Origin of the sequence: Pseudomonas arsenicoxydans (assembly GCF_006438915.1) — a bacterium.
GTDB classification, from domain to species: domain Bacteria; phylum Pseudomonadota; class Gammaproteobacteria; order Pseudomonadales; family Pseudomonadaceae; genus Aquipseudomonas; species Aquipseudomonas arsenicoxydans_A.
This window is the reverse complement of record NZ_RCZE01000013.1, coordinates 231703-252204: the sequence shown is the minus strand read 5'-3', so window position 1 is coordinate 252204 and position 20502 is coordinate 231703. Positions and strand designations below refer to the sequence as shown.

Genomic DNA, 20502 nt, shown 5'->3' with positions numbered 1-20502 from the left:
GCTCCCAAATGGGTTTAGCGTCAACCTTCAGATGTAAAAAAGCCGCAACCTTAAGGTTGCGGCTTTTTCGTTTCAGGTGGATCAGTGAGCGAACAGCGAGTTGCCCTTCTGCCCGGCCAGTTTCTCCGGTTTGATCAGGAACCGCGCCAGCGCCGGCAACAGCCACAGCGCGCCGAACATGTTCCAGAGCAGCATGAAGGTCAGCATCAGGCCCATGTCGGCCTGAAACTTGATGGCCGAGAAGATCCAGGTGCACACGCCGATGGCCAGGCACAGACCGGTGAACAGCACCGCTTTACCGGTGGACTTCAGCGTCTGGTAATAGGCTTCTTGCAACGGCAGGCCGGCACGCAGGAAGCTTTCCAGACGGCTGTAGATGTAAATGCCGTAGTCCACGCCAATCCCCACGCCCAGCGCCACCACCGGCAGGGTCGCAACTTTCACGCCGATACCCATGAAGGCCATCAGGGCGTTGCCGAGCACCGAGGTCAGCACCAGCGGCAGGACGATGCACAAGGTCGCCGCCCACGAACGGAAGGTGATCATGCACATGGTCGCAACGCAGATGTAGACGAGGATCAGGATGGTCAGCTCGGATTCCTTGATCACCTCGTTGGTGGCCGCCTCGATCCCGGCGTTACCGGCCGCGAGGATGAACTCCAGACCGTCCTTGTTGTTCTCCTTGGCGAAGTCCTGCACCGCATGCACCGCACGATCAAGCGTTGCCGCCTTGTGATCGTTGAGGAATACCAGCACCGGCGCCAGGGAGCAGCTGTTGTTGTACAGGCCATCTGCACGCGCGATGGAGTTGTTCAGCACGTCCGGGTTGCGCGACAGGGTTTCCCATTTCAGGTTGCCCTCGTTCATGCCCTTGATCATCTGCTTGGACACGGTCACCAGGGAAATCGCCGACTGCACGCCCTCGGTGTTCTGCATCTTCCACATCAGCTCGTCGATCGGCGCCATGGCTTCATAGCGTGAGCAACCTTCAGCCTTGGTCTTGACCATCACCACCAACACATCGGAACTGGTGGAATAGTTGCTGATGATGAAATTGTTGTCCTTGTTGTAGCGCGAATCTGGACGCAGCTCCGGTGCGCCTTGATCGAGGTCACCAATTTTCAGGTTCTGGCTGTACCAGAGACCGCCACCGAAGGCGATCAAGGCCAGGAAGATCGACACCGGCGCGACTTTTTTGCTGGCGAAGTTCGACAGCAGACGCCAGAACGGGTGCTCGCGGACCGCATCCTTTTTGCTCCGCTCAACGGCGCGCTTGCTGATACCAACGTAGGAAATCGCCACCGGCAGCAGGATCAGGTTGGTGAACACGATCACCGCCACGCCGATGGACGCGCCGATGGCCAGTTCACGAATCACACCGATATCAATGATCAGCAGCGTGATGAAACCCACCGCATCCGCGAGGATCGCGATCATCCCCGGTAGGAACAACTGACGGAACGTGCGCCGCGCCGCGGTCAGTGCGTTGTCGGCCTCACTGGATTGCAAGGCAATACCGTTGATCTTCTGTACGCCGTGAGAAATACCGATGGCAAAGATCAGGAACGGTACCAGCATCGAATACGGATCGAGCCCGAAGCCGAAGAAGTGCATCAACCCCAGCTGCCAGACCACCGCCACCAGCGTGGTACTGAGTACCGCCACGGTGCTGCGCATGCAGTTGGTGAACCAGTACAGCAGAATCAGCGTGATGATGAAGGCGACGCCGAAAAACATCACCACCATGACCAGGCCATCGATCAGGTCGCCGACTTTCTTGGCGAAACCGACGATGTGGATCTTGACGTTAGGGTTCTGCTTTTCAAACTTGTCGCGGATCTTTTCTTCCAGCTGATGGGAGAACTGACGGTAGTCCAGCGCCAGCAACTTGCCCTGGTCCTGCGGGTCCGGGTAGGACTCCAGCAGCGGGATATCGACGATGCTCGACTTGAAGTCGTTGGCCACCAGACGCCCGACCTGCCCGGACTTGAGGACGTTGTTGCGCAGCAGATCCAGGCTTTGCTGGGAACCGTTGTAGCTCTGCGGGATCACTTCACCACCGGCGAAGCCCTCCTCCGTCACTTCGGTCCAGCGCACGCTCGGACTCCACAGCGACTTGAGGCCGGAGCGATCGACACCGGAAATGTAGAACACCTCGTCATTGATCTGACGCAGGGTCTCCATGTATTCCTTGGAGAAGATGTCGCCGTCAGTGGCTTCCACCGAGATGCGCACGGTGTTGCCCAGGTTCGCCAGATCGTTGCGGTGCTCCATCATCTTCTGAATGAAGGGATGCTCGAGCGGGATCATTTTTTCGAAACTGGTGGACGGCCGGATCAGCGTCGCCTGCCAGAACAGGAAAATACTGACCAGCAGGCAGATCGTGATCACTGCCGGGCGGTTGTTGAAAATCAGGCGCTCAAGAAACGTCGCCTTGTCCTGGTGATGACTTGTCATGGATGTCATAGCTCCGCCCTTCTTATTATTTGCCCAGCTCTGAGCCGGTTGGCGAAGTAGCGCGAACGCCGCCCTGTCCTGCCAGAATCAGATTGCCGTTGCCCGCTGCCGTGACTGCCGATACGGAAATGCGATCCGGACGGTTGAACACGCTGAAGGTTTCGCCGTTGTCGTTGCTGCGGATCACCGAGCCGCCGTTGCCAACGATCACGATGGAACCGTCGTCGAGCAGCGTTGCTCCGGACAACCCGAACTCCAGCGCGCCGCGAGCGGCTTTCAGCTCAACCTGTTCCCAGGTGCTGCCGAAATCCGTGGAGCGGTAGAGATTGCCGCGCAGGCCGTAAGCCAGCAGCGTATTGGCTTGCGCCGTGCCGATCACACCGAACAGCGAGCCTTGGTACGGACCTTCGAGTTTTTCCCAGGTCTGGCCCCAATCGGGTGAGCGGAACATGCTGCCCTGTTCGCCGACGATAAACAGTCCGGCATCCTTGACCGATGCGATGCCATTGAGGTGGAACTGGTCTTCGTTGTCCAGGCGGTCGCTGGCGTCTTCCCAGTGCTTGCCACCGTCGGTGGTTTCCAGCAGTGCGCCATAAGCGCCCACGGCGAAGCCGCTGTTGACGTCCTTGAACCAGACGTCGAGCAGCGGCGCTTCGCGTTTCAAATCTTCGAATTGCTTGGTCCAGGTGGCGCCACCGTCCTCGCTGGCGAGAATCTGTGCGTCATGGCCGACGGCCCAGCCGTGTTTGTCATCGACGAAAAACACTGAGGTCAGTAGTGCCCGGGTCGGCACCTTGGCTTGAGCCCAGGTCACGCCCTGGTCGTCGGAATAGAGAATATGCCCGCGATCACCGACCGCCACCAGGCGTTTGCCTGCGTGGACGACATCGAGCATCAGGCTTTTGGTGGCCTTGGCGGATTCAATGGCATAAACAGCATCGGATGCTGACGCTGCAGCGGCCATCGCAGGTGCCGACCATGCGGCACAGCCCAACAGCGAGAGCGCTGTAGCCAGCAACGCGAATTTGCGCAGTGCCGGCGGGCGGCAGATACCCACACCCATGACAGGCTCACTCATAGACCTTCCCCCATTATTATTGTTAGGTCGTTCAACCTTTCAGGGCGCCGTAAGGTGGCTCGTGGTGATTGGCTGTTTGGAGCTTAGTCCTGAAACGCGCAATCTAGAGCCCCTTCGGAAGCTGGCTTATCCTATCGGGGTTTGGAAAGGTCTGACAATCGACGCCACGTTATCTTTTGTTAACCTGGGATGGATGTGGTTTGGCTGAATGATTGGGTATTAGGTTAGGTGATTGGGTTTTGGTGGTTGGCGCTCGGAGCTCGGTGTACATATCCGTTGCTGCGGTAACGGCTGCTTATGGTTTCGCTCTTACAGCGACTCACTTTTCCAGACGCCGAAAAGTAAGCAAAAGGCTTCGCCCCGGCGTACGGCGCCTCGCTAAAGCTCCGCGTTCCCTCGCTACGGTGTCCATCAGGGGGCATCGCCTACGGTCTGCTTCGCTACGACCTCCTCTCGATGTGTGCGGCTTCGCCGCACGGCGCTGCGCGCCTACCCCCCTGATGAACACCTACGCTCGGCCTGCCGAAGGGGCGAAAGATCAAAAGCAGATCAAGATCAAGATCAAGATCAAGATCAAAAGCCAAAGCCAAAGCCAAAGCCAAAGCCAAAGCCAAAGCCAAAGCCAAAGCCAAAGCCAAAGCCAAACACGTTCTAAAGTTTCAGCCTCCCGCACCCTCTACAGCGAACACCTCCCGCTTCTCACCACTCAACAGGCCGAGCGTTAGCTCGCCTGAAAGCTTTTGATCTGGCTTTTGATTCACCCGCCCCTTCGGGAGGCTGAGTGGAGGTGTGCATCCGGGGAGTGGCGCGCAGCGCCGTTCGACGCAGTCGAACACGCTGCATGTAGGTCGTAGCGAAGCAGACCGGAGGGCAGTGTCCCCGGATGGATACCGGAGCGAAGGAACGCCGAGCTTTAGCGAGGGGCCGGACGCTCGGGGCGAGCCTTTTTTTGCTTACTTTTTTTTGGCGTTTGAAAAAAAAGTGAGTCGCCGTAAGGGCGAAACCCTAAGCAGCCGTTACCGCAGAAATGGATATGTACACCAAGGAAGAGAATGGTCGGCTGTCAGGCCGCCAAGGCAGAAAAGCCAGCTCCCCCAGGGTCCGAACGAACCCCGAGGGAAAAAGGCCAGACTCAGGCCAAGCTCTTGCTGACCACTTCAAACACATCGCTAGACAGCTGACCCGAAGCACGAATCCGCTCCAGCTCGCCTTTCATCAACGCCTGACGCGCATCGTCATACTTGCGCCAGCGAGTCAACGGCGCCAACTGACGGGAAGCGATCTGCGGGTTAAACCCGTTCAACTCGATCACCAGATCCGCCAGAAAACGATACCCGGAACCATCCGCCGCATGGAAGTTGATCAGGTTCTGCCCGGCAAACGCACCAACCAGCGCCCGCACCTTATTCGGGTTCTTAATGTTGAAGGCCGGATGCTGCATCAACTGACGCACCCGCTCCAGACCACCCGGCAACGCACTACCCGCCTGAACACTGAACCACTGATCCATGACCAGCGGATTATCCTTGAAGTGCTCGGCAAAACTCGCCAGCGCCTTGGCCTTCTCTGCTTCAACCGGCGAATTGACCAACACCGCCAACGCCGTCAGACGCTCAGTCATGTTGTCGCTGGTTTCAAACTGCTCAAGCGTCGCCGCCAACACTTCGGGCTTGCCGCTGAGCATCAAGTACGACAGCGCAATGTTCTGCAGCGCGCGACGAGCAAAGTGCTCGGCCTCCGCCACGTACGGCGTTTTCTTCGACAGATCGCGATTGGCCTGATAACGCAGCCACAACGCCTCGAACAACCCCTCAGCCAATTGCTTGCGAGCAAACTCACGGGCGATGTGAATCGCATCGACATCAGCCACTTCACTGATTTCTGTCAGATAAGCCTCACCCGGTAGCGAGAGCATTTCCGCAACCATGGCCTGGTCCAGCGTCTCGTCCGACAGCACCGTGCGCAGGGCAGAAATCAGGCGCTGATCCAGCACCAGCGTTTCACCCGCCTGATGTTGGGCAATCAGCTCTTGCAGCACTTGCACCGACAGTTGCTGACCGGCATCCCAGCGGTTGAAACCATCGCTGTCATGCTGCATCAGGAACATCAGTTGATCGCGGCTGTACGGGAAGCTCAGTTTGACCGGCGCCGAGAAACCACGCAGCAACGAAGGCAACGGCTCTTCCGCGATGTCGACGAAGGTGAAGGTCTGCTCGGCTTCGGTCACCGAGATCACCCGCGACGAGCCCTGAGCGCTGGCTTCGCCGGACAGGCGCAAGGCAATCGCCGCGCCTTTGGAGTCCAGCAGGCCCAATTCCACCGGAATCACGAACGGCAGTTTTTCAACTTTGTCCGGGGTTGCCGGGCAGCTTTGACGGAAGGTCAGGCTGTAGGTTTTCGCCGCAGCGTCGTAGGACTCGCTCACCGCCAAACGCGGAGTACCGGCCTGGCTGTACCAGCGCTTGAACTGGGTCAGGTCGACACCATTGGCGTCTTCCATCGCCTTGATGAAGTCGTCGCAAGTCACGGCCTGGCCGTCGTGGCGGTCGAAATACAGGTCACTGCCTTTGCGGAAGCCATCGGCGCCAAGCAAGGTGCGGATCATGCCGACTACTTCCGAACCCTTTTCGTACACGGTCAGGGTGTAGAAATTGGAAATCTCGATGAAGCTGTCCGGGCGCACGGCGTGGGCCATGGGACCGGCGTCTTCGGCGAACTGGTGCGTGCGCAGGTAAGCCACGTCCTGGATGCGCTTGACCGTGGCCGAGTTCATGTCCGAGGAGAATCCGGCATCGCGGAACACGGTGAAGCCTTCCTTCAGCGACAACTGGAACCAGTCGCGGCAGGTCACGCGGTTGCCCGACCAGTTGTGGAAGTATTCGTGGGCAACGATGGCTTCGACGCGCTGGTGCGCGGCGTCGGTCGCGGTTTCGGCGCGGGCCAGCACGGCGCTGGAGTTGAAGATGTTGAGGCCCTTGTTTTCCATGGCGCCCATGTTGAAGTCGTTGACCGCGACGATCATGAAGATGTCCAGGTCGTACTCGCGACCGTAAACCTCTTCATCCCAGCGCATCGACTTCTTCAGGCTGTTCATGGCGTGCTGGCACTTGTCGATGTTTTCCGGCTCGACGTAGATGCGCAACGCCACGGAACGCTCGGTCATGGTGGTGAAGGTGTCTTCAACGCACCACAAGTCACCGGCCACCAGCGCGAACAGGTACGCCGGCTTCATGAACGGGTCTTCCCAGGTCGCCCAGTGCCGGCCGTCTTCGCCAGGGCCCGAGGCAATCGGGTTGCCGTTGGACAGCAGCACCGGATAGCTGTGCTGCTCGGCGACGACCGTGGTGGTGAACTTGCTCATCACGTCCGGGCGGTCGAGGTAATAGGTGATCTTGCGGAAGCCTTCGGCCTCGCACTGGGTGCAGAACATGCCGCTGGATTTGTACAAGCCTTCCAGCGCCGTGTTGGTTTCCGGGTGGATCTTGACGCTGGTGTCGACCGTGAAGGTGGTGCTGGTCGGGTGCAGGGTCAGGTGATTGTCCGTCAGTTGATAGTCGCTTTCGCTCAGCTCGCGATCCGCCAGGGTCACCGCCAAAAGCTCAAGCTGCTGACCGTCCAGCACCAGCGGCGGCAGGCCCGGGCCGCGTTCGGGATTGCGGCGCATCACCAGTTGCGCATGGACCAGGCTGTGGTCCTCGAACAACTCGAAGGTCAGGTGCGTCTCGTCGATCAGGTACTCGGGCGCCTGATAGTCTTTCAGGTAAATCATCTTCGGTTGTTCGGTGCGCATGCTGGAGTCCTTACTGATGCACGGCGAGCTGATAAGCCGTGTATTTACGAATATTGATCACGCCGGTGTCGAAGATCAGGTATTGGCCCTTGACCCCCAGCAGCGTGCCTTCGGCAATCGGATTCTTGTCCAGGTTGAAGCTGACGATCTTGGCCGGGTACTGCTCGACCGGATAGCGGATTTCGAGGGTTTCTACGTCGGCAATGGTCTGAATCGCTTGTAGGCCAAATCGTTCCTGCAAGGTTTGCAGGCCCTCGGCGCAGCTGTCGAACAGTTGATCGCGCACCTCGGCCAGATTCACCGACGCCGCTTCACCCTTGAGCAAGGCACGCCAGTTGGTCTTGTCCGCAACTTGGCTGCGGAACAGGTCTTCAACGAACCCCGACTGCTGACGGGTCGACACGCGCATGATCGGCAACGCCTGACGGGCGCCCTGATCGATCCAGCGGGTCGGCAGTTGGGTGGCACGGGTAATCCCGACTTTCACCCCCGACGAGTTGGACAGGTACACGATGTGGTCGGTCATGCAGAACTTCTCGCCCCACTCCGGCTCACGGCAGGTGCCCGCGTCGTAGTGGCAACGCTCGGGGCTCATGATGCAGAGGTCGCACTGCGCCAGTTTGGTCATGCACGGGTAGCAATAACCCTGGCTGAAACTGGTTTTGGTCTTGCGCCCGCAATGGGTGCAATGAATCGCCCCCAGGTATTCCAGGCGCACGGTGGTGCCGATCATCGGATTGACCGGCACCTCGAAATCGCCCAGGCGAAATGCGTACTGCACGTCGGACCCGTCAAGACGCGCCGACATTTTACTGATTGCACCGCGGCCAATCTCGATCAATGGATGGCATCCGACTTGAACAGAATGTTCGGTACGCTGATCGACTTCGAACTGCATTCCTGCGGGCCCATGTAACCGGTGCGCTGGTCTTCGGGCAGGTTCTGGATTTCCCAGGCGATCATCGCCTGCAGCGACAGCTCGCGTTGTTCGGCGGTGAGTTTGCCACCGTCGGACCATTTGCCGATTTCCACCGCCAGCTTCAGGCTCTGGTAGATATCAGGGGTGATGTTTTGGATCATTTCGTTAAAAGAGGACATCAAGGTCTCCGCGCTCTTTAATACATAAACTGTTTAGGCGGCCAGTTTACGGCGGTTGTACAAACCACCCAACAAACCGGTTAGGCATCCGACGAGCAACCCGCCGACGTGTGCCGCATTGGCAATTTCACCGAAGCCGATCATCGAGACCAGCCCGGACAGGCACAGCACCAGCCACGCCAGCATCATCACCAGCACGCCGCGCGGCAGGCGATAAGCCGGGTTCGGCGACAACAGCTGGAAGATCCAGCAATGCCCGAGCAGGCCATACAGCACGCCGGACAAGCCACCGAACAAGGTCGGGCCGCTGAAATAATACTGGGCGTAGTTGGAGACGAGGCTGAACAGCAACGTCAGGCCGATCAGGTTGATGCTGCCCTGACGCGACTCGATGCGCCGGCCCAATTCCCAGTACCACATGCCGTTCATGGCCAGGTGCAGGATGCCGAAGTGGATCAGCATCGGCGTTATCAGGCGCCACCACTGCCCCGCCGCCAGGCTGTCGGCCAACGGTACGAAATGGATGTACTCGCCGACGACGCGGAAATCGAGGAAGGTCAGCCAGCGCATCGTGTCGAGGTTTTCACCCAGCAGCGTCACCGCGCCGACAAGGATGCTCAGCAGCAGAACCGTCGCGGTCGCCCTGGCGTAGCGCAATTGCTCGACGAAACCGGGACGCTTGGTCATTTGCGCCGCTGGAATGTCCAGTTGTTGATCGGGATCACCCGCCGGAAAACGTTCGTACAGCGAGCGCACGTCTTCGCTGATGTTGGACGGTACCCACAGCACCTGCTCGCCCGCCTCCTCGCTGACGCGGTGCGGCACCTGCATGCGCTGCAGCAGTTTGACGAACCCGCTCAAATCCACCGCCAGCGGCAGACGCAATACGGCCACCACACTCATCTCAACACCTCCGGCCGTTCGACATCGACCCAGACAAATTTATGCGGATCGAGCCGGGTTTCCTGATCCAGCCGATAGGCGACCAGTTTGCCGTAGAGCACCGCGCTGTAATCCAGGCAGGCCAGGTTCGGGCGAATCGGTGCCGGCTTGCCGCTGCGCCAGTAGTGGCCGACGAACAACAGCGGTTCGTCGACGCCATAGCGCAGCAAGGTATTTTTTTCAGTGGATGACAACGGCGTCCTGGCCACTGGCTCAGGCAATGCGTCGGGCTGGAACACAATGTCTCCGTAGGTTTGCGGGTCGTCTTCCCAGAATTTGGTGCGGAAGAACGAACGCACCAGACCGTCGCCGCTGGTCATGGTCAAGCCGTCGGGCAAGCGCATGTCGGTGCCGCGCAGCAACCGGTCGAACACGGTGCAGGCAAAACTGCCCGGCACGGCCGAGGCCTGGAGAAAATGCTCATCGACGCGACCATTGGGGAACAAGCCGCGCAACGGTTCGATCAGGCCCGAATCCCAGCACGCGTGCACCACCCGGAAGCGCCCGGCATCGACGAACAACGGCATCTCGTAGAACCATTGCAGGAAGTCATGCCAGTCACCAGGATGGTCTTCGAACTGGGTCAGGGTTTCACCCAGCAACCGGGCATGGCGTGGCGTGTGTTCACGCACGAACTGCTTGCCGCTGCCCGGTGGCGCCGGGGTGCTCCAGCCCAGTGCGTTGAATTCATGGTTGCCCATGATGCACAGCGCCTGGCCGGCCTCGACCATGTCGTGGACGATGTGCAGCGCCTCGCGAATTCGCGGGCCGCGATCAATGATGTCGCCCACAAACACGGCCATCCGCGACGGATGCCGCCAGACGCCACTTTGTTTGTGGTAACCGAGCCGGTCGAGCAAGTGCTCAAGGGTCAGAGCGCAACCGTGCACGTCACCGATCAGGTCGTAGCTACGCGCGGGATCGAGCATCAGTCGCCTCCACCACCCAATCGACTGCCCCAACCGAGCTTGGTCCGGCAGACTTCATAGTAGTTGTGGTCAAGCGGATGGATCAGCCGCAGTTTCTGCGCTTTTTTGCTGATGGTGATGGTGTCACCCGGCGCGCAGGTGAAATGGTTTTGCCCGTCACAGGAGACTTGCGGGTAAATCTGCATATCTTTGGACACGACTATTTTCAGCTCACTGTTGCCATCGACCACAATCGGCCTGCCCGACAAGGTATGGGGGTACATCGGCACAATCACAATAGCGTCAAGCTTGGGGTGCATGATCGGTCCGCCCGCCGACAGCGCATAAGCAGTCGAACCGGTGGGCGTCGCGACGATCAGGCCGTCGGCCTTCTGGCTGCACACGAACTGGCCGTCAATATACAGTTCGAACTCGATCATCCGCGTTGATTTGCCGGGGTGCAGCACCACATCATTGAGCGCATCGCCCTGACCGATGGCCTCGGCGTGACGACGGACTTCGGCTTGCAGCAGGAAGCGGTTTTCCACCAGATAGTGGCCGTCGAGCACTTCGGCGACTTTGATTTCGAGCTCGTCGGGGCGAATATCGGTGAGGAAACCGAGGCTGCCCCGGTTGATGCCGAGCACCGGAATATTGTGCCGGGCCAGCGCCCGGGCGGCCCCGAGCAGGCTGCCGTCGCCGCCGACCACAATCACCATGTCACACACTTCGCCGAGCATCTTGCGGGACGAGGTTTGCAGGCCATGACCGGGAAGGACTTCGGCGATGGTGTCTTCGAGGATCACGTGCAAGTGACGATCGAGCAGAAACCGTTTCAGTCGGCGGACGGTATCCAGCACCTGCGAACTGCCCAGGCGACCGATGATGCCGATATTACGAAATTGCTCCATGGGGTTCCTGCAAGGACGGCGAAAAAGACGATTATGGGCGAAAGCGCAGGATAGACAAAATCCTTTCAGCCACAAGGGTGTACTCATGTTTAGGGCTATGCTCGCAAGATGATCCTATTTCCCGATTTGCTCTCGTTGCCCCATCAGTTGCGCCACCCCGAAGTGCGCGACCTGGCTTGGGTCATCCTCGCGCCGCCGATGCTCATCGATACGCCGTGGCCGCAGCGTCATCCGCTGGCCGGCAGCGAGTGGGTACAAGAACCGCAGCGCCTGGAACGCTGGCTGCAGCAACTGGACCGTGACAGTTATGACTTGCTGCACTGGCTGTCCCAGGCCCGAACCCGGCGTTTGGGCCTGTATTACGAGCGGCTTTGGCAGTACGCGGTGCGTCATGCGCCGGGGATCGAGCTGATCGCCGCCAACCTGCCGATCCGCCGTGAAGGCCACACGCTGGGCGAACTGGACATGCTGCTGCGCGATCGAGATGGCGTGCATCACCTGGAACTGGCGATCAAGCTCTATCTGGGGCCGCAAAATGGCGACGGGCATGACACCGCGCAGTGGCTCGGCCCAGGCTGTCATGATCGGCTGGACCGCAAACTGGCGCACCTGGCTCAGCATCAATTGCCCATTTCTGCGCGTAGCGAAAGCCGTGAAGTGCTGGCAGCCCTGGATATCCAGCAGTTCAGCGCACACTTGTGGCTTGGAGGTTACCTGCTGTATCCGTGGCCAGGGCTCGCCGAACCACCCGGCGGTGCGCATCCGCAGCATTTGCGCGGGAGCTGGCTGCATCAGAAAGACTGGACGGACTTTGTCGTGCAACGCCCCTTCGGCCGCTGGCAGCCCCTGCCCCGCCATGCCTGGCTGGCGCCTGCACACTATCCCGCTGAGCAGACCTGGAGCGTCGAGCAATTAAGTACATGGCTCAGTGAGCTGGAACCTTTGGCGCCGGCGCAGTTGATGGTGCGCCTGGTCGAGAATGCCGAGGGGGATTGGGAAGAGGCTGAGCGGTTGTTTCTGGTGGCGGATCTTTGGCCGAATGTGCCGGGCAATGGTTGAGGTTTTGTAGCGCCTGAACCGGCCTCTTCGCGAGCAAGCCCGCTCCCACACTCGATCTGCGCCATAACGAAGTCCAATGTGGGAGCGGGCTTGCTCGCGAAGGGGCCGACACAGTCTAGATGGATAACCGCACAGCCAAAGCCGCCAACGTCACCAGCAAAACCGGCACCGTCAACACCACCCCGACCTTGAAGTAATACCCCCACCCGATCCGGATGTTCTTGCGCTCCAGCACATGCAACCACAACAACGTCGCGAGGCTGCCAATCGGCGTGATTTTCGGCCCCAGGTCGCTGCCGATGACATTGGCGTAAATCATCGCCTCCTTCACCACACCACTGGCCTGACTGGCATCAATCGACAGCAAGCCGATCAGCACCGTCGGCAAATTGTTCATGATCGAAGACAGAATCGCCGTCAGCACGCCCGTGCCCATGGCCGCCCCCCAGACACCGTATTGGGCAAAGCCATCGAGCCAACCAGCCAGATGTCCGGTCAGCCCGGCATTACGCAGGCCATACACCACCAAATACATGCCCAGCGAGAAAATCACGATCTGCCACGGTGCTTCTTTCATCACCTTACGCGTGGAAATTTTGTGGCCCCGGGCGGCAATACCCAGCAGCAACGCGGCGCACACCGCGGAAATGGCGCTGATTGGAATACCCAGCGGTTCCAGGGCAAAACAGCCCACGAGCAGGATCACCAACACCACCCAACCGGCATAAAACGTCGCTTTGTCATGGATCGCGGTTGCCGGCTGCTCCAGTTGTTCGGGGTCGTAATCCTTGGGGATGTCGCGACGGAAGAACCACATCAGCATCGCCAACGTGGCCGCGACGCTCACCAGGTTGACCGGGATCATCACCACCGCATAGCGATTGAACGTGATGTGAAAGAAGTCGGCGGAAACGATGTTCACCAGATTTGACACCACCAGTGGCAAGCTCGCGGTGTCGGCGATGAAACCGGCGCCCATCACGAACGCCAGGGTCGCCGCCGGGGAGAACCGCAGTGCCAGCAGCATGGAAATCACGATGGGCGTAAGGATCAACGCCGCGCCGTCATTGGCGAACAAGGCCGAGACCAACGCCCCCAACAGGACCATGTAAGCAAACAGCTTGCGCCCGCTGCCCCGGCCCCAACGGGCTACGTGCAAGGCAGCCCAGGCAAAGAAACCCGCCTCGTCCAGCAGCAAACTGATGATGATCAGCGCCACGAACGTGCCGGTGGCATTCCAGATGATCTGCCACACAATCGGGATATCGCTCAGCTGCACGACACCGAAAATCAGCGCCAGCACGGCACCGAAAACCGCACTCCAGCCCACCCCCAGGCCTTTGGGTTGCCAGATCACCAGGGTGATGGTCAGCAGGAAAATGAGTGAGGCGATAAGCATGCAAAGCAACCTTGCGCGGAAAAATAAAGCGCGATTCAGCCGCAACGCACGAGCAGAGTAAAGCCCCAATTTCTACACACCACGATCCCGTAGCAGCTGACGAGCAGCGCGAGGCTGTGTGGCTGCGTGGCTGCCGGAGATCGAGTCGATGATCTGTGGCCAATTGCTGAACACCCGGTGACCTTTGTAGGAGTGAGCCTGCACGCGATGGCGGTCTGTCAGTTGGCATTGATTTAGCTGACACACCGCCATCGCGAGCAGGCTCGCTCCTACAGGGGGAAATGGTGCACGTCAGACCTTCTTGTGTTGTTCGACCCATTTGCCGTAGGCATTGATGAAGCTCTGCAAGAACGGCTTCACCGACTCGGACAATTTGCCCGCCTCGTCAAACGCAGACCCGGCACCACCGAGGTAGGCTTCCGGCTGCTGCATGCACGGCACATCCAGAAACACCATGGACTGGCGCAAGTGGTGGTTGGCGCCAAATCCACCGACAGCCCCCGGCGAAACACTGATCACTGCGCCCGGCTTGCCGCTCCAGGCACTCTGGCCATAGGGCCGCGATCCCACGTCGATTGCATTCTTCAAAGGCGCGGGTACCGAACGGTTGTATTCCGGGGTAACGAACAGCACTGCGTCGGATGAACGTACTTGTTGCCGGAAAGTGCTGTAGGCTGCCGGCGGTGAAGCACCATCGATGTCTTCGTTGTAGAGCGGCAAGTCGCCGATTTCGACGATTTGAAGCTTGAGATTAGCCGGTGCAAGGTCAGCCAGGGCCAATGCCACCTTGCGATTGATCGATGCCTTTCTCAAGCTGCCGACCACAACGGCGATCGTATAGACGTTACTCATGGAAGATGTCTCGACTGTCCGATGGAAAGAACTTGTAGGTATAGATGACGATTCACCCAGCGGGCTCTGAATTTCACCGCCCCTGACTATTTTTTTCTTGTAGGAAAACTTACTTCGCCCAACAACGGTCTACAGAACCGAAAATTGAGTGATTTATCTCCAGAGGTTCTAAACAGATGGCAGCAGTACTTGTCGGTCAGTTCCATGCAAGAGATGCGGAAGGCCGCGTTTATTCCGTGCATGAGTTCCAGGAATCCACCCCGTCGGCAGACGGCCTCGGCGGCACGGAGCCTGTCACCACCTACAAACTGGCCATTGGCGATCGCGTCAAGAAGCTCGATGACAACCAGTTTCTGCTGGTTCAATCGGACGTGACCATTGTGCGTGAACCCGACACCTTTGTCGGCAGCGTGCCGGCAGCCAACGTCGCTTCATAACCTCATGTTATGAGCAGAAGTCATATGCGCGCAGTTGAGTTAGGATTCAGTCACTGATTCCCTCACCTGCTGAACATGGACTTCACGCATGCGTTTACGCCATATCGAAGTGATCCACGCGCTTGTGCAGACCGGTCACCTGGGCACCGCCGCCGAATGGCTGCAGTTGCCGGTGACCGAGGTTGAAGGCATTTTGCGCGAGGCCGAGGGTCAGTTGGGTTTCATGCTGTTCTCCAGCGTGCGTGGGCGCTTGCAGGCGACCCGCGAAGCGCGGGAGCTGGAAGCGCAAATCACCCACGTCTACGAAGCGCTGGAGCCCGTCCAACGCCTTGCCGCCAGCCTCAAGCAGTACCAGGCACCGCCTCTGCGCATCATCTGCACCCCGCCACTCGCTCAACAATTGTTGCCCCAAAGCATCGCCGCGCTGCGCCGACGGCTGCCCGATGCGCCTTGCAGCCTGTTGAGCCAACCGACCCGCGAGATCATCAAATCCCTGTTGTTGCGCGAAAGCGACCTGGGGTTGAGCCTGCATGACCCCGATCACGCCGACATTCATTGTCAGGTAATTGCCCAAGGCAAGCTCCAGCTCCTGGCGCCCCATGGCTGGCTGCAGCCCAAGCAGAAATACATTTCATTACAGGACCTGGCGGGCCAGTCGATGGTCGGCCTCGAAGGCCACGATCCGCTGAGCCGCGCCCTGGAGAACAAAATGCAGGCGCTGCGTCCTGCCCCGGTCGTGCATATCCGGGTGCAGACGCATCAGATGATGCGCAGCATGGTCGAGGCCGGTGAAGGCCTGGCGATTGTCGACCCGTTTACCGCCCTGGGCGCCAAAACCAGCGGACTGGATGTGTGTCCGCTGGCCCCGGCGGTGCCAATCAGTCTCTACGCCCTGACCCTGAAAAACGGCGAACCTGCGCCCGCCATTCAGACCCTGCTGGACATCGTTACGGAACAAGCCGCGGCGATGCTGGCGAACTGATCGGGCTTTCCAGCGCGTTATCGAACAAGCGATACCAGAACAGCGCCACTTCGGCGGTGTTCGGATCGATCCCCCGATAACGCAGATGATCCATCCCGCCGATCACATAACCACAGCGCTCATACAGCCGACAGGCGCCCAGATTGTTGTTCTGGGTTTCGAGCATGATGCCCGGCAGCTTTTTCTTTCGACTCCAGAACTGAGCCACGTCCAACAAGGCTTTGGCCACCCCGTGGTGCCGCGCCGGGGCATGTACCGCCAGCTCGTCGATATGGGCAAAGCCGTTCCAGTTGGTGCTGACCACCAGATGCCCGACCGGCTCATCGTCGAGGTACGCCATGAAAATCGCGCTGTCGGCGGCATCCCGGAAACTGCTGAACTCTTCCGGGTCGATGCCGTAGCACTTTCGATAAGGGGTGATCGGCGTAATCAGCCACTGCTCGACCGGTTTGCCGATTTCGGCGGCACCATAGGCGGCGACTTCAAAGCTGAAATCACTGCCCCAGATATACGCCGCAAAGCCATCATCGGCGACACGTACCGACAGTCCGGGGTACTTGGGATTAATGACAGGTTGCATACTGGGAAAGGTCCTCATTCCTTGATGCAATCGACGGTGTAGTGCCGTCCATTGCCCTCGTCTTCGTGTTGCAATCCATGCACATCGACGACGAATCCTGGGAAACTGCTATCAAACGTCCGTGCAAATGAAAGATAGTCGATGATTGACCGGGTCGACTCGGTGAACCGCTCACCCGGCATGATCAGCGGAATGCCTGGCGGATAAGGAACCAGCATCACCGCAGCAATCCGCCCGTCCAGTGCATCGATCGATACTGCCTCCACCTCGCCCCGTACCAGATGATCATAGGCGTCAGCGGGCTTCATGACGATTTCCGGCAGCACGGTGTACATGCGCTTCAGGTGCTTGGCCGTGGCATTGCTGCGATAACAGGCATGCAATTGATCGCACAAATCGCGCAAGCCCATGCCTTGATAGCGCCCGACGCTCTGTTGCGCCACACACGGCAGGCAGGTGGCCAGACTGACATTGGCGTCATAGCTGCGCTTGAACTCCAGCAACTCGGTCAGCAGCGTGCTCCATTTGCCTTTGGTGATGCCCATGGAGAACAACACCAGGAACGAATACAGCCCGGTCTTTTCGACCACCAAGCCGCGCTCCCAGAGGAATTTGCTGACCACCGCCGCCGGAATCCCGCGCTCGCTCAGCGCGCCGCCTGCGGTCAGGCCGGGCATGACCAGGGTGACCTTGATCGGATCGAGCAACACATAATCGTCGGTGACGCCGCCAAAGCCGTGCCAGTCGGCATCGGGTTGCAGCAGCCAGTCTTCGGTGACCACGCGATCGATGCCTTCCACCGACGGCGGTTGCCAGATGGAAAACCACCAGTCATCCGCCGCAATGTGCTGACGCAGATTGGCCAGGGCGCGACGAAAGCTCAGGGCCTCGTCAAACATCTCCTGCAACAGCGAACGTCCGGCCGGGCCTTCCATCATCGCTGAGGCCACGTCCAGCGAGGCAATGATGCTGTACTGCGGCGAGGTGGAGATGTGCATCATGAACGCTTCGTTGAATCGGTCGCGGTCCAGTTGGCGCGCGCCGCCGTCCTGAACATGAATCATCGAGGCCTGGCTGAACGCCGCCAGCAACTTGTGCGTGGAATGCGTGGTGAACACCAGCGGGCTGTCTTCGCTGCGCGAGGTGCCCATGCCGTAGCGTCCGGCGAAAAACTCGTGAAACGCCGCGTAGGCGTACCAGGCCTCGTCGAAATGCAGCACCTCGACGCTATTGCCCAGATTCTGCTTGATCAACTCGGCGTTGTAACAGAGACCGTCGTAGGTCGAGTTGGTAATCACCGCCAGTTTGACCTTGGGCGCTCGGCCCTTGGTAAGCGGGCTGGCGTCGATCTTGGCCTGGATCGATTCGCGGCTGAATTCGCTTAAAGGAATCGGGCCGATGATCCCCAGTTCATTGCGCTCCGGGCACAGGTACAACGGGATGGCGCCGGTCATGATGATCGAATGCAACACCGACTTGTGGCAGTTGCGGTCCACCAATACCAGATCATCGCGCGCGACCATGGAATGCCAGACGATTTTGTTGGCGGTCGAGGTGCCATTGATCACGAAAAAGGTGTGATCAGCGCCGAAATTGCGCGCGGCGCGGGCTTCCGCTTCGGCCAGAGGACCAGTGTGATCGAGCAACGAACCCAGTTCAGGCACCGACACCGATAGATCCGAACGCAGGGTGTTTTCCCCGAAAAACTGATGAAACGCTTGCCCGACCGGGCTCTTGTGATACGCCACGCCACCGCCGTGGCCGGGCGTATGCCAGGAATAATTGGAGTCGGCGGTGTGTTGCACCAGTGCCTTGAAAAATGGCGGCAGCAGACTGTCCAGGTACTTGCGCGCGGCCCGGGCCACTTGCCGGGCCAGGAACGGCACGGTGTCTTCGAACAGATAAAGAATGCCACGTAGCTGATTGAGCTCGGCCATGGCATCGGCTGGCGCGTTTTCCAGCGTCACTTGTTCGCCGAGGGCAAAGATCGGCAGGTCCGGCGCACGCACTCGCGCCAGGCCGATCAGCTCTGCCATGTTTTGCAATAAATGCGAGTGGGTACTGGGGTCTTCGGCGGCGATCAACATGCAGGAGAGGCCGTGATGGGTCGAGGCAACCAGTCGCCCTTCGGTGTAATCCACCGCCGAAACGATGCTGAAGCCTTCCTGCTCCAGCTCCCGGGCGATGCCCCGCACGCGATCACCGGCGACGGTGTCGGCCTTGATGTCGCGGTGGACGATCAGGACCGGGAATTTCAAATCTTTATACATGGGGCTCAGTGTCCTGAGGCGGCAGACCATGGCCTGCCAATACCCTCAGGGTAGAGGGTTGAGGCGGATGTGGCGAGTGCGGATGCCCTGAAGTGGGTCAATTGGCGCACCATCATGTGGCCATCAATTCCAAGCCTTCGGCGATTTACCTGTGGCGAGGGAGCTTGCTCCCGCTGGGGCGCGAAGCGGCCCTCGTTGTATTTTCAGGTAAACCGAGTCGGCCGGATTGACGACTGCTGCGCAGCCGAGCGGGAGCAAGCTCCCTCGCCACAACAGCCCTGTCACCCGAAAATTCTGCCTCAGGCCTGGGCCTTGGCGTCCGCCAGTTGCTGCCATAGCGACGGGGCGCCGGCGGCTTTCGCGATGGCTTCAAGACGTGCGACATGCTGGGCCAGGTCATCTTCGCTGGCGCGGATGATTCGGGCGCGTGTGCGGTCGGCGGGCAAGCGGCGGATTTCGGTGGCGGAGTTGTCCGCGCCTTCGCCGGAGCCATTACCATCGGATGCATTACCAGCCAGCGACAGGCTGGTCTGGCCGCCGGTCATAGTCAGGTAAACGTCGGCGAGAATCTCGGAGTCGAGCAACGCGCCGTGCAGTTCACGGCCCGAGTTATCGACACCATAACGTTTGCACAAGGCATCGAGGCTGTTGCGCTGCCCAGGGTGACGTTCCCGGGCCATCATCAGGGTGTCGAGGATCGAGCAGTGTTGCGTGATGTCCGCACGCTCGTGCTGGCCCATCAGGGCGAATTCATTGTTGATGAAACCAACGTCGAACGCCGCGTTATGAATGATCAGCTGCGCGCCTTTGATGAACTCGAAGAACTCATCGGCCACTTCAGGGAAACGCGGCTTGCCCACCAGGAATTCGTTGGTGATGCCGTGGACGCCAATGGCGCCTTCGTCACTCTCGCGATCCGGTTGCAGGTATACGTGAAAGTGCCGGCCCGTCAGGCGCCGACCGATCAATTCGACACAACCGATTTCGATAATCCGGTGGCCGTCGGTCACCGGCATGCCGGTGGTTTCGGTATCGAGTACAACGGATCTGGTGGCCATCAGTGCTCAGCTCTCAACGGGTCAATCGTGCAAAAGCGGCGATGTTAACACGCTCGCCTAGGTGTTTCAGAGAGACCGTGTCACGGCCATCGCGGGCAAGCCCGCTCCCACACTTGACCGAGTTCTAATGTGGGAGCGGGCTTGCTCGCGAAGGCCGCGACTCGGTACATCGGCGAATCAGAATCAAGCCTGCTTGTAGCCGCGCACTTCATCCACACCCCGGTTGGCCAATTGGTCCGCCCGCTCGTTACCGTGGTGACCGATGTGCCCACGCACCCATTTCCAGGTGACGTTGTGGCGATTGACCTGCTCATCCAGCAACTTCCACAGATCAGCATTTTTAACCGGCTCTTTCGCCGCTGTTTTCCAGCCGCGCTTCTTCCAGTTGTCCATCCATTCGTTGATGCCTTTCATCACGTACTGCGAGTCGGTCACCAGCAGTACGTCGCACGAACGCTTGAGTTCTTCAAGGCCACGGATCGCGCCCATCAGCTCCATGCGGTTGTTGGTGGTGTTGGCTTCGCCGCCCCACAGTTCCTTTTCAACGCCTTTGCACACCAGCAGTGCGCCCCAGCCTCCGGGGCCAGGGTTGCCTTTGCAGGCGCCGTCGGTGAAGAGTTCTACGCTATCGCTCATGCCAATCTATCCAGAAAATGCGGTGGCTCGCCGATCCGTGATCGA

18 protein-coding genes are annotated in these 20502 nt (G+C 59.5%); 4 read left to right on the top strand and 14 right to left on the bottom strand.

From position 1 onward, the window contains the following. Positions 1-81: 81 nt before the first annotated feature. Both EAH78_RS25460 and EAH78_RS25455 read right to left on the bottom strand, forming a co-directional pair. Positions 82-2457: an efflux RND transporter permease subunit gene (locus EAH78_RS25460; protein ID WP_430539949.1), complete on the bottom strand. Its 2376-nt coding sequence runs from the start codon at positions 2455-2457 to the stop codon at positions 82-84. A 25-nt stretch (positions 2458-2482) separates the two neighbouring features. Continuing rightward, on the bottom strand, positions 2483-3535 hold the full coding sequence (locus EAH78_RS25455; protein WP_140670130.1) for a WD40/YVTN/BNR-like repeat-containing protein: 1053 nt from the start codon (positions 3533-3535) through the stop codon (positions 2483-2485). A gap of 500 nt (positions 3536-4035) precedes the next feature. Here EAH78_RS25455 and EAH78_RS32195 point away from each other — a divergent pair, with 500 nt between their 5' ends. Further along, positions 4036-4260 carry a hypothetical protein gene (locus EAH78_RS32195; RefSeq protein ID WP_161599706.1) on the top strand — a complete coding sequence of 75 codons (225 nt, stop codon included), beginning with the start codon at positions 4036-4038 and terminating at the stop codon, positions 4258-4260. A 407-nt stretch (positions 4261-4667) separates the two neighbouring features. Here the strand turns inward: EAH78_RS32195 and pepN are convergent, their stop codons facing one another. Genes pepN through EAH78_RS25420 form a run of 6 tightly spaced genes read right to left on the bottom strand, consistent with a single transcriptional unit; the run spans position 4668 to position 11184 of the window. Continuing rightward, positions 4668-7325 (bottom strand): aminopeptidase N, encoded by a 2658-nt coding sequence (gene pepN, locus EAH78_RS25445; protein ID WP_140670126.1) that lies wholly within the window; start codon positions 7323-7325, stop codon positions 4668-4670. A gap of 10 nt (positions 7326-7335) precedes the next feature. Continuing rightward, positions 7336-8166: a DUF2797 domain-containing protein gene (locus EAH78_RS25440; RefSeq protein ID WP_140670149.1), complete on the bottom strand. Its 831-nt coding sequence runs from the start codon at positions 8164-8166 to the stop codon at positions 7336-7338. Beyond that, positions 8163-8423, bottom strand: coding sequence for a YeaC family protein (locus tag EAH78_RS25435; protein WP_123435606.1), 261 nt, complete (start codon positions 8421-8423; stop codon positions 8163-8165). Before EAH78_RS25435 ends, EAH78_RS25440 begins: the two co-directional genes overlap by 4 nt. Before the next feature lie 33 nt (positions 8424-8456). Then, positions 8457-9326, bottom strand: coding sequence for a rhomboid family intramembrane serine protease (locus tag EAH78_RS25430; protein ID WP_140670124.1), 870 nt, complete (start codon positions 9324-9326; stop codon positions 8457-8459). Then, positions 9323-10297: a metallophosphoesterase gene (locus tag EAH78_RS25425; protein ID WP_430539951.1), complete on the bottom strand. Its 975-nt coding sequence runs from the start codon at positions 10295-10297 to the stop codon at positions 9323-9325. Before EAH78_RS25425 ends, EAH78_RS25430 begins: the two co-directional genes overlap by 4 nt. Then, a complete protein-coding gene (locus tag EAH78_RS25420; protein ID WP_020799297.1) occupies positions 10294-11184 on the bottom strand; it encodes an NAD(+) kinase in 891 nt (296 codons plus the stop codon). Before EAH78_RS25420 ends, EAH78_RS25425 begins: the two co-directional genes overlap by 4 nt. A gap of 108 nt (positions 11185-11292) precedes the next feature. On the opposite strand from EAH78_RS25420, the gene EAH78_RS25415 reads away from it, so the two are divergent. Continuing rightward, positions 11293-12243 (top strand): DUF1853 family protein, encoded by a 951-nt coding sequence (locus tag EAH78_RS25415; RefSeq protein WP_140670120.1) that lies wholly within the window; start codon positions 11293-11295, stop codon positions 12241-12243. 115 nt (positions 12244-12358) lie between these two features. Here the strand turns inward: EAH78_RS25415 and EAH78_RS25410 are convergent, their stop codons facing one another. Together EAH78_RS25410 and EAH78_RS25405 are read right to left on the bottom strand one after the other, a co-directional pair. Continuing rightward, a complete protein-coding gene (locus tag EAH78_RS25410) occupies positions 12359-13642 on the bottom strand; it encodes an arsenic transporter (protein WP_140670118.1) in 1284 nt (427 codons plus the stop codon). A 291-nt stretch (positions 13643-13933) separates the two neighbouring features. After that, positions 13934-14494 carry an NADPH-dependent FMN reductase gene (locus EAH78_RS25405; RefSeq protein WP_140670116.1) on the bottom strand — a complete coding sequence of 187 codons (561 nt, stop codon included), beginning with the start codon at positions 14492-14494 and terminating at the stop codon, positions 13934-13936. Between the two features lie 176 nt (positions 14495-14670). Here EAH78_RS25405 and EAH78_RS25400 point away from each other — a divergent pair, with 176 nt between their 5' ends. Continuing rightward, positions 14671-14931 (top strand): hypothetical protein, encoded by a 261-nt coding sequence (locus EAH78_RS25400; protein ID WP_140670114.1) that lies wholly within the window; start codon positions 14671-14673, stop codon positions 14929-14931. A gap of 88 nt (positions 14932-15019) precedes the next feature. Then, positions 15020-15913 carry a LysR family transcriptional regulator gene (locus tag EAH78_RS25395; protein WP_140670112.1) on the top strand — a complete coding sequence of 298 codons (894 nt, stop codon included), beginning with the start codon at positions 15020-15022 and terminating at the stop codon, positions 15911-15913. Here EAH78_RS25395 and EAH78_RS25390 read toward each other — a convergent pair. From EAH78_RS25390 to rnhA, 4 genes are all read right to left on the bottom strand, one after another. Next, positions 15879-16493 carry a GNAT family N-acetyltransferase gene (locus tag EAH78_RS25390; protein WP_140670110.1) on the bottom strand — a complete coding sequence of 205 codons (615 nt, stop codon included), beginning with the start codon at positions 16491-16493 and terminating at the stop codon, positions 15879-15881. The two genes, EAH78_RS25395 and EAH78_RS25390, sit on opposite strands and share 35 nt — an antisense overlap. A gap of 14 nt (positions 16494-16507) precedes the next feature. After that, complete coding sequence (locus EAH78_RS25385; RefSeq protein ID WP_140670108.1) at positions 16508-18763, bottom strand: Orn/Lys/Arg decarboxylase N-terminal domain-containing protein; 2256 nt, start codon at positions 18761-18763, stop codon at positions 16508-16510. A gap of 299 nt (positions 18764-19062) precedes the next feature. Further along, on the bottom strand, positions 19063-19821 hold the full coding sequence (dnaQ, locus tag EAH78_RS25380; protein WP_140670106.1) for a DNA polymerase III subunit epsilon: 759 nt from the start codon (positions 19819-19821) through the stop codon (positions 19063-19065). A 183-nt stretch (positions 19822-20004) separates the two neighbouring features. Further along, positions 20005-20457: a ribonuclease HI gene (gene rnhA / locus EAH78_RS25375; protein ID WP_008028618.1), complete on the bottom strand. Its 453-nt coding sequence runs from the start codon at positions 20455-20457 to the stop codon at positions 20005-20007. Positions 20458-20502: the final 45 nt, after the last annotated feature.

Bases quoted from the DNA above. Each gene is read 5' to 3' on its own strand.
- EAH78_RS25405 (WP_140670116.1), bottom strand. From the start codon at position 14,494: ATGAGTAACGTCTATACGATCGCCGTTGTGGTCGGCAGCTTGAGAAAG.
- EAH78_RS32195 (WP_161599706.1), top strand. From the start codon at position 4,036: ATGAACACCTACGCTCGGCCTGCCGAAGGGGCGAAAGATCAAAAGCAG.
- EAH78_RS25390 (WP_140670110.1), bottom strand. From the start codon at position 16,493: ATGCAACCTGTCATTAATCCCAAGTACCCCGGACTGTCGGTACGTGTC.
- EAH78_RS25435 (WP_123435606.1), bottom strand. From the start codon at position 8,423: ATGTCCTCTTTTAACGAAATGATCCAAAACATCACCCCTGATATCTAC.
- pepN (WP_140670126.1), bottom strand. From the start codon at position 7,325: ATGCGCACCGAACAACCGAAGATGATTTACCTGAAAGACTATCAGGCG.
- EAH78_RS25395 (WP_140670112.1), top strand. From the start codon at position 15,020: ATGCGTTTACGCCATATCGAAGTGATCCACGCGCTTGTGCAGACCGGT.
- EAH78_RS25430 (WP_140670124.1), bottom strand. From the start codon at position 9,326: ATGAGTGTGGTGGCCGTATTGCGTCTGCCGCTGGCGGTGGATTTGAGC.
- EAH78_RS25420 (WP_020799297.1), bottom strand. From the start codon at position 11,184: ATGGAGCAATTTCGTAATATCGGCATCATCGGTCGCCTGGGCAGTTCG.
- EAH78_RS25400 (WP_140670114.1), top strand. From the start codon at position 14,671: ATGGCAGCAGTACTTGTCGGTCAGTTCCATGCAAGAGATGCGGAAGGC.
- rnhA (WP_008028618.1), bottom strand. From the start codon at position 20,457: ATGAGCGATAGCGTAGAACTCTTCACCGACGGCGCCTGCAAAGGCAAC.
- dnaQ (WP_140670106.1), bottom strand. From the start codon at position 19,821: ATGGCCACCAGATCCGTTGTACTCGATACCGAAACCACCGGCATGCCG.
- EAH78_RS25455 (WP_140670130.1), bottom strand. From the start codon at position 3,535: ATGAGTGAGCCTGTCATGGGTGTGGGTATCTGCCGCCCGCCGGCACTG.
- EAH78_RS25410 (WP_140670118.1), bottom strand. From the start codon at position 13,642: ATGCTTATCGCCTCACTCATTTTCCTGCTGACCATCACCCTGGTGATC.
- EAH78_RS25415 (WP_140670120.1), top strand. From the start codon at position 11,293: ATGATCCTATTTCCCGATTTGCTCTCGTTGCCCCATCAGTTGCGCCAC.
- EAH78_RS25385 (WP_140670108.1), bottom strand. From the start codon at position 18,763: ATGTATAAAGATTTGAAATTCCCGGTCCTGATCGTCCACCGCGACATC.
- EAH78_RS25460 (WP_430539949.1), bottom strand. From the start codon at position 2,457: ATGACAAGTCATCACCAGGACAAGGCGACGTTTCTTGAGCGCCTGATT.